Origin of the sequence: Maribellus sediminis (assembly GCF_011799805.1) — a bacterium.
Lineage (GTDB): Bacteria > Bacteroidota > Bacteroidia > Bacteroidales > Prolixibacteraceae > Draconibacterium > Draconibacterium sediminis_A.
The window spans coordinates 58,360-71,839 of sequence record NZ_WXUB01000007.1 but is presented as its reverse complement, the minus strand read 5'-3'; the positions used below and the strand labels follow the sequence as shown (position 1 = coordinate 71,839).

At 42.7% G+C, this 13,480-nt stretch carries 8 protein-coding genes; 5 read left to right on the top strand and 3 right to left on the bottom strand.

The features are described from left to right. Positions 1 to 132: 132 nt before the first annotated feature. Together HFD85_RS20480 and HFD85_RS20475 are read left to right on the top strand one after the other, a co-directional pair. Positions 133 to 6,834: a carbohydrate-binding protein gene (locus HFD85_RS20480; RefSeq protein ID WP_167614059.1), complete on the top strand. Its 6,702-nt coding sequence runs from the start codon at positions 133 to 135 to the stop codon at positions 6,832 to 6,834. A 250-nt stretch (positions 6,835 to 7,084) separates the two neighbouring features. Next, a complete protein-coding gene (locus HFD85_RS20475; RefSeq protein ID WP_167614057.1) occupies positions 7,085 to 7,519 on the top strand; it encodes a hypothetical protein in 435 nt (144 codons plus the stop codon). Positions 7,520 to 7,608: 89 nt separating this feature from the next. Here the strand turns inward: HFD85_RS20475 and HFD85_RS20470 are convergent, their stop codons facing one another. The 3 genes from HFD85_RS20470 to HFD85_RS20460 all read right to left on the bottom strand — a co-directional run bounded on the left by HFD85_RS20470 (position 7,609) and on the right by HFD85_RS20460 (position 10,269). Then, entirely contained in the window at positions 7,609 to 8,001 is a 393-nt protein-coding gene (locus HFD85_RS20470) for a hypothetical protein (protein ID WP_167614055.1), read from the bottom strand. A gap of 170 nt (positions 8,002 to 8,171) precedes the next feature. Beyond that, complete coding sequence (locus HFD85_RS20465) at positions 8,172 to 9,626, bottom strand: NupC/NupG family nucleoside CNT transporter (protein WP_167614054.1); 1,455 nt, start codon at positions 9,624 to 9,626, stop codon at positions 8,172 to 8,174. Between the two features lie 49 nt (positions 9,627 to 9,675). Continuing rightward, positions 9,676 to 10,269 carry a bifunctional nuclease family protein gene (locus HFD85_RS20460; protein ID WP_240925088.1) on the bottom strand — a complete coding sequence of 198 codons (594 nt, stop codon included), beginning with the start codon at positions 10,267 to 10,269 and terminating at the stop codon, positions 9,676 to 9,678. A 176-nt stretch (positions 10,270 to 10,445) separates the two neighbouring features. Between HFD85_RS20460 and HFD85_RS20455 the strand changes: the two genes are divergently transcribed. From HFD85_RS20455 to HFD85_RS20445, 3 genes are all read left to right on the top strand, one after another. Beyond that, the gene (locus HFD85_RS20455) at positions 10,446 to 10,949 is read left to right on the top strand and encodes an RNA polymerase sigma factor (protein WP_167614052.1); all 504 of its coding nucleotides are present in this window, start codon (positions 10,446 to 10,448) and stop codon (positions 10,947 to 10,949) included. Continuing rightward, complete coding sequence (locus tag HFD85_RS20450; RefSeq protein WP_167614050.1) at positions 10,946 to 11,677, top strand: hypothetical protein; 732 nt, start codon at positions 10,946 to 10,948, stop codon at positions 11,675 to 11,677. Before HFD85_RS20455 ends, HFD85_RS20450 begins: the two co-directional genes overlap by 4 nt. Before the next feature lie 63 nt (positions 11,678 to 11,740). Next, positions 11,741 to 13,438 (top strand): HEAT repeat domain-containing protein, encoded by a 1,698-nt coding sequence (locus HFD85_RS20445; RefSeq protein ID WP_167614048.1) that lies wholly within the window; start codon positions 11,741 to 11,743, stop codon positions 13,436 to 13,438. The last annotated feature ends 42 nt before the right edge of the window (positions 13,439 to 13,480 follow it).

The window sequence follows — 13,480 nt, the reverse complement described above, 5'->3', positions numbered from 1 at the left end:
TTTAGATGTAAACAATAATAATATGGACTTCGCAACTCCCTTGATTCATTATTGCAATGGTTTGATTGCCCTGCAGTAATGCGTGTTTGCGGTTGCGCCAAACATGAAACTTATCACTTAATACATACCAATATGAAAAAATTTACTTATTCGGAAGTGATTCCAACCTATCTATTAATCACAAACAAATGCTGTAAATTTCTATGGCTGTTATTGTTTGCTTTCATTATGCCAATACTGGCGAATGGGGAGCGAAAATATCCTGATATGTCAGTTTCAGTTTCATCAGGAGGATCAGATTACACAATTACCTTTAACTACAGCGGTGCCGGAGTAGTTGGTTGTAGTGAATCTGTTGTTCACAGAATTGATGTTTATAAAAATTCGGATGGCAACAGCGTTCAACACCAGACAGGTAGTGGCAGCTTATCGAGTGGAACCGTTACTCACATTGCAGGCCCGGGTAATTCAGGTTACTGGGGCTTACGTTACCAGGAATCAGAAGATTGTAGCTGGGCCTGGTGTAACTGTGTGGAGTGGGTATGGAGTGGTTATCCCCGGGCGAATAATTCGGATGACAGAGGTGCCGGCTACAGCGTTTTAACCTACGCCGCTACTGCTGCAATTAAATCTCCAACAAATATTACCGCGTCCAGTGAGGAGTATTTTGATCAAATCATCTTAACCTGGGGAAAAGGCACTAATATTCCGGATGCAAATACCGGATATAATATTTATCGGGGAACCACAACAACAAATGGTACGCTGATAGCTCAAGTGGCGGGAGATATTCGCACCTGGACTGATAATACAATCGTTCCGAACGATGAATATTATTACTGGGTCACTACATTTACTGATGATTGGGGAAATCACGAGTCCCCTAGAAACGGTTCAAATGCCGTACTTGGTAAAGCAAAAACTTTTACGGTTAATGCATCAGACGGCACTTATACTAATCGTGTTAAAGTAGAATGGGAAGATCTTTCTGATTTCGCAGAAGAGCTTCGTATCGAACGCAGTGTGCCGGAAAGCACCCAGAAAGAAGAACTTGCTATTTTGAGTAAAAATGCCCAGGCATACAGCGATGATGGTGCCATACCCGGTTACAGGCATACGTATTATGTAACGCCTATTCACGAAACAAGAAATTTTCCTACCATTTCCGATCAGGGGTATTCGAAACCGAACGGAACAATTAAAGGTACCGTAAAGTCGCTGTTGAGTGTTGGAGTGGAAGGTGTTCAGGTATGCGCAATTCCAATAACGCCTAATTTGCCGGCCGGTGCAGTTGCCGTTCCTTCCGGCGGATATTGTACCACCACCGATGTGGATGGTTACTACGAAATACGCAACATTTATTATTACGACGAGGCCGAGTTTATTGTAATACCATACAAAGAAGGACCAAACGGACCACATATTTTTACGCCGGATACGATTACCCGCGTGCTCGATCTGAATTCGAAGTTAAGTTCGGGAGCTAATTTTACCGACGAAAGTGTGTTCTCTGTAGCGGGTAGCGTATTTTATCCAAAGTCAACTTCTGCTGAATGCGGTGTTCCGGATGTGGAGATTTTAATCAACGGCGAGAGTAGAGGAATATTTACAGATGCAAACGGAGAATGGAGTTATGCCATCCAGGAAGAAGGTGATTATTCCTTTACCCCCGAGTTTTTACACCATACTTTTGAGAATCCTGCCGGACAACCTTCTACTTCATTTTTTGTTGCGGGCGATTCTTTGAACATCAACTTCACCGATACGCAAACCGATACTATTTTTGTAAAAGTTCAAACGGGTTGCGGGACTCCGGTAGCAGATTCTGTTAAAGTGCAGATTACTTCACCCGGTAATTGCTTTAATACCAATTATTATACTGATGCGAATGGTTTGCTGACTGTTCCTGATCTTCCGGCGCGGGAGTATGATGTACAGGTGGTTCAGTTACATCCTACAAATTCGAATATATTTGATCAGATAGGTAATAAACCAATCCGAATTGACCTTACAGTTCGCGATACCGCAGACATGGTCGTTGAGCGTGATAGTCTGGTTATTACACCCGCCGATACTGTTTTCTTGCCCAACAATACAGTACGCATCACACCAGCCGATACAACCATTATTCCCGTTGCTGATACAACACGCGGAGAGGTAGTTCCCGAGGCGAATTTTATATACCATTCGCCGCTTGATATTCAGGTGGACTTTGCTGATGCAGGAGCCATGCAATACAATTGTAGCAGTTCCACAACAACGATAATGGAACAAAATCAAACTTATACTTTGGTATTTGAAGTAAATGAATCGTTGGGGGACTGCCCTGTAAATGAAGGGTACTTAAGAATTTTTGATTTTGTGAGCGACCGGGGAGATGAGCCCATTGAGATTCCAATTGTGAATGGTTTTGCAGTTTATACCGTTGCAGCAGGTTTACCTGAAATTGCAGAAAGTGCCGAACATAATCACGAAAAATTACTCTATGTTATTCCTGAAGTTGGTTTTCTTGATGCAGATCCCGAGGAGTACTGGATTATGGTTACCGGTGTGAAAACACAGGCTCCGTCATTTATTACAAAGTCACCCGAAATGCCGATGCTGGTTTTGCACGATCCTCCGGGCGATAACAGTTATTCCTATGTTCAGGAAGGTAAATCGTATAAAAGCTTTAATACATTCGAAATGCTTGTGGGGGGTGAAGCAGGCGTTTATGCTAACCTCTTAATCGGGGCTAAAGTGCTAACACCCTTCTCCAGTAACGGCTTTGGAACACAAATCAAATTTAGTGCAGTGGCCGGAAGGGATAATTTTAACCGTAGTGGTGTAGAAACAACAATTACATTTAATGAAACCTTTTCCACGTCCGATATGGAAAACCTTACCGGAAATGACGGTGACGTTTATATTGGTGCCTCATTCAACCAGGAATATGCATTGGGCGACGAACTTAGCTTTAATACCACGACCTGTCAGGCCGAGATTAAAACAGTTCCAACCATCGATGTAACAGGTTTTGCAACCACCTTTGTTTATACCGAAAAGCATATTAAAAGTACGCTTCTTCCTACCTTAGGAGTACTTCGGAGTGCTATAATTGCCGGTCGCGATACCAGTTTGCTTTCTCCTGAAGAAAAGATGCAGGCCAACCAGTTGCTGGCTGATAGCTTACACTGGGAAGATGTGTTGGCTCAGAATGCTAAAAACAGGGGAGAAGATGCTGTATTTAAGGAAAACATTTCGTTTAGTGCGGGAGCCCCTTATACCAATGAATATACCACGGATACAACAAATTCTGCATCCTACGAATACACCGCTTTTATTAACACGGAATTGGCCGTAGGAATAAAAATTGACAATGAAACCGGGGCCTGGTTCGATAGTGAACTTGGAGTAATGGCAAAGTTCAGGTGGGCGAATACATTTAACCAGGGAAACGATACTTCGTATACCCGAACGGTTGGATATATTCTTTCTGACAACGATATTGGCGACTTTTTCAGTGTTGATATTAAAGAAGATAGAGCATATGGCGTTCCGGCGTTCGATTTAAAACTGGGGACAACGAGCTGTCCGCATGAGCCGGGAACACAGCCTCGCGACGATGCCCGGATTACAGTGTATCCGCCGCAGATAAATAACGTACCGATCGGTGGTCAGGCCGTGTTTACAGCTAACCTGTTAAACGAAAGTCAAAGCCGCGAAACACGCGAGTACCATGTCAAGGTAATTTCAACCACTAACCCCGACGGCGCAATTGTAAAACTGGGCGGTACCTTAATTACCAACGGTGGGGCTTCCTATTTTTTACAGTATAACCAAACTGCTAACATCGCGTTGACCGTTGAACGCGGCCCGATGGCATCCACTTACGATTCTATTGGTATAATGATGTACCCACCTTGTGAGTATTCATTGTGGGAAGATAATGGCAATATTACAAGCGGTGATACGGCCTGGATATTTGTTGACTTCCAGAGTGAATGCTCGAACGTTGCTTTGTTTTTGCCAGGCGACAATTGGTTGGTAAACAGCAATAACAATGATAAACTGGACGTGGCTTTTACTGGCTACGACCGGAATAACGAAAACCTGCAAAGCATAACACTTCAGTATAAACGCCAGGGGGAAGGATGGGTTGATGACGTTATCATTGATCGCGAATTGCTGGTAGAAAATTTTTATGATTACGAATTTGATGTATCAGGTCTGACCGACGGGAAATATAGTCTGCGGGCCAAAGCATTTTGCGGAATTGAGGGCGGAATATCTTATTCTTCGGAGCAGAGCGGGATAATCGACCGTTCGTCAATCGCTCCTTACGGAACACCTTCGCCGTCAGATGGCTACCTGCGTTTCGGCCAGGAGATAAGTGTTGTTTTCGACAAGGACATCAACTGTAATTTTGATAGTTATTCAGGGGCAGCGCCCAGCATTCATTTATTTCTTGAAGACTCTACTGAAATTCCAATAACGGTTCAGTGTTCTCAGAATGAGGATGGAATTATTCTGGTTCCTGACAACGATCTTTTCGCACAACCATGGCTCGAAGGGAAACGGGTTTACGCTGTGGTAGAAGGAATTCAGGATATTAATGGCAACGTACAGAAATACAAGACTGAATGGTCGTTCCTTGTAAACGTGAGCCCGGTTTCATGGAATCCGGAAGAGGTACACAGAACGGCAGTGGAAACAGACAATGTAATCCTGAGTGCCAATCTCGACAACAGTGCGAGCATCACCAAAGCCTTTACTATTGATGAATGGCCCGCCTGGTTGGTGCCTTCGGTTACTTCCGCTTCAATTTTATCGGGTAATAGTTTCACGGTGCAGTTACAGGTGGCTGATGGCCTGGAACCCGGATATTACGACGGTGATGTTGTGGCCATGGTAGATGGCACTGCCGAAGTTCTACACGTTTCACTTGAATTGTATGCCGAAGAAATTGACTGGAGTGTGAATCACCCTGATTTCCAATACTCGATGAACATTGTTGCACAATTTAGTTCCGATAGTGGCGATGAGAACCTGTCAACCGGATTACGCGATAAAATTGCGGCTTATGTTGACGGCGAATTGCGGGGCATTGGCAGTATTATTTATGTTCCTGAAATTGATAAGTATGCCGCTTTTATGAATGTTTCGGGCAACCTTGCCGGTGAAAACGGTAGCTTGATTGAAGCTGAAGATTATATCAATGATTTGAGTGTTCAGGATATCACTTTTACAGAAGATGGCAAAACTAATGATGCCACGCGGTATAAGAAAAGTAACTGGACTGATTTTGACATTTATGCTACCAAATCCGGCGTCTTTGATGTTGAATTTAAAGTAGCCAGTACCAAACCCGGTGATGTTGAACTTTATATCGACGGAGCGTTAAAAACTACCTTCGCTGTTCCGAATACCGGTAGTACAGCTACTTATACTGTATTCACAACACAGCTGGAGGTTCCGGCCGGCTCGCATACTTTGCGCATTTTATCGAATGATGCCGAGTTCGATCTCGACTGGTTCAACTTCCCCGAATATCACGTGCGAAACCAGCATACTACTGAAGTTATTAAGTTCAGGATGTGGGATGGATTGAATGGAATTGAATACGGTGCCATTGAAGAACTTACCTTCTTTAGCGATGGTGTGGTAGGAAACGCTGAAGAGCCGTTTATTCTTCATCCGGCCGGAGGAATCCAGGAAATGGCGCTGGCAAAAGGATGGAACTGGATTTCGGTGAATAAGGAAAGTGCAGATATGAGCGTTGCTAAGGTGTTTGAAAGTCTTACACCGCCAACTTCTCTAAACGATATCACCTTGAAATCGCAAACCGGATATTCACAATTCAGTCAAAATGCCGGATGGCTGGGAACGCTCTCGGATATCGATATTAAATTGGGATACATGATCTTTTTGAGCGCTCATGGCGATACACTGAGTTTGATTGGCATGGTGCCTGAAAATGATGTTGCCATTCCTCTAAATCCGAAATGGAACTGGATCGGTTATCCAAAATCCGAAATATTACCTGTCGATGATATTCTCGGCCAGTTGACATCCGGTGCGGGCGACATCATTAAAAGTCAGTTCGAATACGGAGAATACAATCAGGGTACCGATTCGTGGATCGGCGATCTGAAATTTTTCCATCCTGGCCTTGGATATAAGTTGTTTGTGGCCAACAGCGATAACATTACTATTCAGAAATCGGGAAGTACCGATGACCTCTTCCTGAAACACGAATACAATATGACGCTGACTGCCACCGTAGATTTTGGTAATTTGCCTTCGTCGGAGAATTACCGGATTCAAACTTATATCAATGAACAACTTCGTGGAGATGCACCACTGACCTATTTGAATAACATGGAAGAGTACATGACATTCGCGATGGTATATGGCGACCGTTCGGATATTGGTGAACAGGTGAAAACTGTACTATGGGATGAATACAACCAGCGGCAGATTGAACTGGTGTCGCCTGAAATGAATTTCACAGTGGATAAGATTAATGGTACAGTGGATAATCCGATTGTTCTTGCCGTTGCCGACGATGAATTGCCGGGTACTGATGAGGGGCTTTATCATTTCAACAGTTATCCGAATCCGTTCAGGAATGAAACCAATTTACAGTACAATATTCCTGAAGATATGCATGTTCTGCTGACGATTACCAATGCTGTTGGTAAAGAAATTCAGCGTATTGTTGATGTGAAGCAAACAGCCGGGCATTACACTTACGTGTTTGAAGCACGCGATCTGGCCGACGGAATTTATTATTGTACCTTAAAAACAAACGATTTTGTAGAAACTAAAAAGCTGATTCTGTTAAAGAAATAGCAGATTCTGTTTTGAGATAAGGGAGGTGGCTGTGCAGTTTTGTACGGCCACTTTTTTTATTATTTGATCAGCATAATAGCATCAACAAATAAAGGCGATAACAAATTTAAGGAGCCATTGATAGATTACCTTTTGCTGATTTTCAGAATATTATAATAGACGACGCTTATTCTACTTTTATACGTACTATTGATTTGAACAGACTTTAATTGGTTCTTGTAGGCAGGGAATCCACTAAAAGTCTATTGTCATGATTGTAAAAAGTATGATTCTTGGCCTGCTGTTTACTCCTCTTTCGCTGCTTGCAGTCGATGATCCCGGTAACAGTAAAATCAACGAGAAACTTGATGTTGTTGAGACGATAATTGCTGAAGCGGAGGCACAAACTGCCGGCTGCCAAATGCATTCTTTCTGGCATTTTCCGGTTGAACTTTATGGGTACCTCAATATTGCGAGGAGATATGCCGATAATGCCAGGAAGTCTAAGAATCTTCGAAAAATGCAGGAGAATCTCCAGTGCATTCTGGCGATTGTTGATGAAAGCATCAGCGGGAAAGAGGGCTATTGGTCGGGTAACTGGAATGATGTTTGGGTCGATCCCACGCCCTGCGTGCCCGATTGCGCGCTTGATTCATTTGTAAAAATGAAAAAAGAACTCGAAACAGAAATAAAGAAATTTTTGTAGTACCATTTGTTAGTCCAAAATCATATCTACTATTGCAACCTGGTTAACATTTTTCTTTGGACAAAGAATAAGTTTTATTAGGTTCTAATTTAAAATGGATCTTGGAGATTCTGTTTAATGCGGTTCCCAAATACTCTGAACTGAGCATTCGCATATCCAGAGATCTTATCCTCTTCAACTTTCAGCTTCCATTCCTCATTATACATTCCCTGTTCTGAATATCTTTCAATGTATATTTCATTACCAGTAATTTCAACTTTATCAGCTGGCATTTTCTCTCCATTTTCAACAAACTCTGCTTTAACTTCCCCATTGTCGTCTTTCCAGATTTTGAGAGTTGTTTTGATGTCACCTCTAGGAGATTCAAGTGCAGTTATTTTGTATTTACCAAAAACATTTTCATCAATACTTTTTTGATATAAATCAGCAAGCGCAAATTCTGAGAGAAAAACGAAGATAAATAATACTATTAGCTGTTTCATGATATTTGGTTTTTGAGAATATAAGTTACTAAATATCACCCTTAATTGCAATCAGTTGAATATTGCATATTGGCACGGTTGAACAATTCGATGTTTGAAATACAGAAAGAGAGAAGGAGACTCAATAGTCTCCTTCCATAGTACAATATATAATTATTATTCTTTAGGCATTAGCCCAGTATCATTCCAATAATTGTTGCACTCATCAGTGATGCCAGTGTTCCGGCCAGCAGCGCGCGCATTCCGTATTGCGACAACAGAACGCGACGTGAAGGTGCAAGTGCTCCAATACCTCCGATTTGAATTCCGATAGACGAAAAATTAGCAAATCCACATAAGATATAAGTAGCCATAATCACCGATTTGGTATCGGAAAAAGCGCCGGCGGCTTTCAGGTCGGCCAGGCTGATGTACCCGATAAATTCGGTAAGAATAAGTTTTTCACCCAATAAACGCCCCACAGTGATGATGTCGTCGGGACTGATGCCGATCAGCCACATGAGCGGTGCAAAAGTGTAGCCCAGAATAAACTGCAGCGAAAGTCCGTCGTACCTTCCGTTTGTTCCTTCAGCTATAATTTCGTTCAGTGTGGTCCATTGCCCGATTTTACCTACAATAAAATTGAACATGGCGATAAAAGCAATAAACGCAAGCAACATGGCAGCAACGTTAACAGCCAGTTTTACACCTTCGCTGGTTCCGTTGGTAATGGCGTCGAGCATATTACTTCCGATTTTGTCGCGGCTAACTTCTATCTGTTTGTTTATTTCTTCGGTAGGAGGTACCAGCATTTTCGAGAAAATGATAGCTGCCGGTGCTGCCATTACAGATGCTGTGAGCAGGTGTTTGGCAAATTCGAGGCGCATCCGCGGATCGTCTCCGCCAAGCAGGGCAATGTAAGCAGCTAAAACACCTCCCGCCAGCGTGGCCATTCCTCCGGTCATTACCAAAAGAATTTCCGATTTGCTCATTTTATTGAGATAAGCCTTGATCATCAATGGAGATTCGGTTTGCCCAAGGAAAATATTTCCGGCTACGGACAAGGCTTCGGCACCCGAAATTTTCAGGGCTTTGGTAAATACCCATGCCAGTCCGTAAACTACTTTTTGAATGATCCCCCAGTAAAAGAGCAAGCTGGTAAGCGCCGAAAAGAATATAATGGTAGGCAGTACCTGGAACAGAAAGATATAACCATAGGTGTTTGCATCCATAAGGTCGCCCAGCAAAAAGGTGCTGCCTTCCTTGGTAAAATCGAGAATTTTAACGAAGATCCTGCCAAAAAACTCAAACGCGATTCGTACAAAAGGGATGTATAAAACGCTAATTGCCAGTATTATTTGGATCGTTAATCCAATGATTACAGTTCGCCAGGGGATATTCCGGCGATTGCTACTAAATAGCCAACCAATAAAAATGAGCACTGTCATTCCCAGTAATCCCCTGAAAATGGTGGTCAGCGAAAATGGTTTCTCCCGCTTTTGCGATAATAATATTACTGAAGTATCCGTGCTTTTTTCCTGTATCTGCACCTGTTCGGTTGTTGTGGAATCGTTGTTTTGAGCCTGTACTTCCGGAACAAATAAAAAGCCGGTAAGTATTACCAGCAATATCAGGATTTGCTTCATTTTATGATTATGTCATTTGTTGAATGCCCTTTCGTTTGGGCGGTAAATATTATTTTTTCTCTCTTTTGTTCAGTTCATCGCGAATAATCGACGCCTTTTCGTAGTCTTCGTTCTGTATGGCATCGTCGAGCAGTTCCTGTAACTCATCAAGTGAGTACTGTGCATAAGAAGAAACTTCGGGCTCGTCATAGTCGTCGTCGAGCATACTGCGAACCGGCGAATTTTCATCTTCATGTTCCAGAACGATGCCGGCTTTTTTCAGAATTTCTTCTGAAGTATAAATCGGACAACGAAAACGCAGTGCCAGCGCAACAGCATCCGAAGTCCTGGAATCGATGCGAATTTCCTTTCCACCCATTTCGCACAACAATTCCGAATAGAAAATACCTTCCTCGAGCTTGTAAATAGTCACTTCCAGCAAGGCAATTTCAAATGCAAGTGCCATGTTTTTTATTAAATCGTGGGTAAGCGGACGGGGTGGTTTCAGACCTTCGAGTTGAATGGCAATGGCTTGCGCTTCAACCGGCCCAATGATGATGGGAATTCTGCGATCTCCTTCTTCCTCTGCTAATACCAATGCGTAAGCCCCTGATTGTGTCTGACTTACTGAGAGTCCCAAAATGTTCAGTCGAATTTTCTGCATATTCAGCCTGGCCTGATTTTCAGTGAAAACAAATATAACAATCATTTTGGTATCACACCGAAATTGGAAGCCTTTTATTGAATATGTTGTAAATTCAGCTTGAAGAAAGAAAATTGGGATTTTTTGTAGTTTTTTCCGACTTCGTACGACCAACTAAGTGAAACAAAAAACAGAACGTGCAACGACCATCGAAAAAGGAATTTAGTCAGTTGATCGAAAAACACCAGGCGATCATTCATAAAGTGACATTGGTTTATACCAACGGACCGGCCGACCGTGAAGACCTTTTTCAGGAGATCTGCCTCCAGCTATGGAAAGCTTACCCGAATTTCAGGGCCGAAGCAAAACTCACAACCTGGATGTACCGGGTGGCGCTGAATACGGCAATTAGCACTGTTCGGAAAAACAGAAACAGACCGGGATTCGAAAGCCTCGGGGCGTATGACCTTGCAACAGACGAGAATCCTGAAGAAGCAGAGCAGGTGAAACTGTTGTACTCTGCCATTTCGAAACTCAACAGTATTGACAAAGCCATCATCCTGTTGTGGCTCGAAGGCAAAAGTTACGACGAGATCGCATCGATCATGGGAACATCGAAGGACAATGTAAGCGTAAAGCTGGTGCGCATAAAACGAAAGCTCGAAGAGCTGGTTAACGATTCAGAAAAGGAATTATCATGAACGACGAAAAATTAAAAGCCATGTGGAGTAAAACTGAGAATCTGATCGGATCTTCGGGATACGACAGTTCAAATATTGAACGATTTTTATCGGGGAGATCGCACAGCACGGGCCAGTATGTCAGGAAAATGATTTACATGGACCTCGTAATGAAAAGCCTTGTAATTATAGCACTTGTAGTCGATAGCATTCTTTATGCCGGAACAAGCAAGGTAGTGTCAGCGTGCGCAGGCGGTGTGGTGTTGCTGGCCGGATTGATGTATTTTCAGTTGAAAATGCTAAAGCGTTTTTCCGAAATTGCCGATCTGGGACAAACAACCCGGGATAAGTTGGTATCAATGTTAACGTACCTGAAAACTCGCTTCACCAGTACTTTGATTTCAATGTCAATTACATACCTATTTGTATTTGTCTCAGGATCACTGGCATATTTTTTCGCCGTTTACGGTAAGGTTCGCACACTCGACTGGATCGACATTGTAGTATTTCTGACCTTTATTCTGATTGGGCTCGGGTTTAACTTTTTCACCTTCCGTGCGCAGATACGCTACCACGTTAAACACCTGGAAGCATGTCTGTCGGACCTGAATGACAACAACATGCTTGTAGTAAGTGAACTTATCGAACAACAACGAAAGCAGGACCGTATAAACAAATTGTTATTGATGCTGATACTCGCATTTGGATTTACACTTTTTGCCATCTTGCTGAAGAAATTCGGTATGTAACAACCGGAAATCGGCCGGAAATGGATTTGAGTTTTCAGATATAAAAATCATAAAATCAAAGCCATGAAACCAAAAGAACCAAAGAAGATTTTACAAAACTTCGGGTTATTTTTACTGGCGCTGGTATTTTCAATAGGATTGATGTTTGCTTTTATCGAAATCCCGCAAATGCTTGATAAATTTCTTCAATCCAACGTCGGCACTCCTCAATCTGATCCTGGCTACAATAATGCGAAAATTGAGTTGTTTTTCGAAGTTGTTAAAATTCGCTGGATCGGATACATCTGCCTCGGATTAATCTTCCTGATGATTATTTTGGGTTTTGTCACCAAAAAGAACAGTTTTATTTGGGTTGGAGGAATTGCTCTCTTCCTTCCTGTTTTTGCCACATTTGCTTACAGCATGTTCTACCTGGCCGGCCTAGGATTGCTGAATGTGATTTTCTTCCCGCTACAGGAAATTTCGCTTTCGATGATCGATCTGGGGAAAGTGGTGCTGATTCCTTATTGGATATTATTGTGGATTGCCGGGCTCTTCAACTGGAATGCACATCAATTTCTAATCTATTTGTTTATGATTTCCGGCACGCTCATTTTCGTATTGGGAGTTTACGCCTGGATCAAAGTCCGTTTTGCCAACAACAAGGTTGCCAAACACTGGATTTATAAATATTCACGGCACCCGCAGTATTTGGGATGGATAATCTGGAGTTATGGCTTAATGCTTTTTGGTCCAACGGTTAACGATATGAAAAAAAGCTGGGGGTGGTACGGAACACTTCCGTGGCTTTTGTCAACACTGGTGATTATCGGAATCTGTTTCCTGGAAGAATTAAAGATGAGTGAAACTGCAGGCGATGACTATGATGAATACCGTAAAAGAACGCCGTTTTTATTTCCGGCACCAGTTTTTCTGAAGAGAGTCATCCAATTTCCAATGTATTTGCTTATTCGTAAAAATCGTCCTGAAAACCGAAAGGAAATCGGGTTGACGCTTACAGTTTATGCTGTTCTTTTGATGGCGTTTTCCCTTTTCTGGGTCGATCTGCAGCCGGCTGGAGATCCAAATGCATTATCAGCTAAACCATATGACAGAGAACGAGCGGATTTGCTGATTTCTGAAATTACCAGGGAGCAGTCGCGCAGGAACCGAACGTTGCAGCCATTTGCAGAGCTTTTGTCGATGGGATCCGAAACGTACCCCGCATTTTATGAACTAATGGAGTCTTCTGATCCTGATGTCAGGGGATATGCAATTCAGGCTGCCGGTGCCTACACCATTCCGGAAGCAATCCCAATTCTAATAAATGCCCTGAATGATTCTGTTTCCGGTATAGTGGAAGCGGCTGTCAGAAGTTTAGGGAGTTTAAAAGCAGTGCAGGCAGAGGATGAATTACTCAGTATGCTAATTAATGGGAGTGAAAAGGTCAAGGCAAATGTTTTGCTTGAAACGCTATCGAGTATTGGTTGCGAAGAGATCATGCCTTATCTCGGGGAAAGTCTTGACGATGATTTCTGGTATTATCGGGCATCAGCCTTGAAGTCAATGATGAGAATTGACTTTGAAAGAGCCAAGCCCTACCTGTATCAGCATTTGGAAGATGAAGATCCGAATGTTCGCCGCGAAGTGGTGTACATGCTGCTTGATTCATTACCAACCGATGCGGTTCCTTATCTTGAAAAAGTCACCGACGATGATGACTGGGATGTCAGGTTTTATGCGCGGCAAGCCATAAAAGAGATCAACAAAAAAACGAAGTAATGCTATGATCTGAATAGAATCAATTTTATATAAAAAGCGATG

Bases quoted from the DNA above. Each gene is read 5' to 3' on its own strand.
- HFD85_RS20480 (WP_167614059.1), top strand. From the start codon at position 133: ATGAAAAAATTTACTTATTCGGAAGTGATTCCAACCTATCTATTAATC.
- HFD85_RS20475 (WP_167614057.1), top strand. From the start codon at position 7,085: ATGATTGTAAAAAGTATGATTCTTGGCCTGCTGTTTACTCCTCTTTCG.
- HFD85_RS20470 (WP_167614055.1), bottom strand. From the start codon at position 8,001: ATGAAACAGCTAATAGTATTATTTATCTTCGTTTTTCTCTCAGAATTT.
- HFD85_RS20465 (WP_167614054.1), bottom strand. From the start codon at position 9,626: ATGAAGCAAATCCTGATATTGCTGGTAATACTTACCGGCTTTTTATTT.
- HFD85_RS20460 (WP_240925088.1), bottom strand. From the start codon at position 10,269: ATGCAGAAAATTCGACTGAACATTTTGGGACTCTCAGTAAGTCAGACA.
- HFD85_RS20450 (WP_167614050.1), top strand. From the start codon at position 10,946: ATGAACGACGAAAAATTAAAAGCCATGTGGAGTAAAACTGAGAATCTG.
- HFD85_RS20445 (WP_167614048.1), top strand. From the start codon at position 11,741: ATGAAACCAAAAGAACCAAAGAAGATTTTACAAAACTTCGGGTTATTT.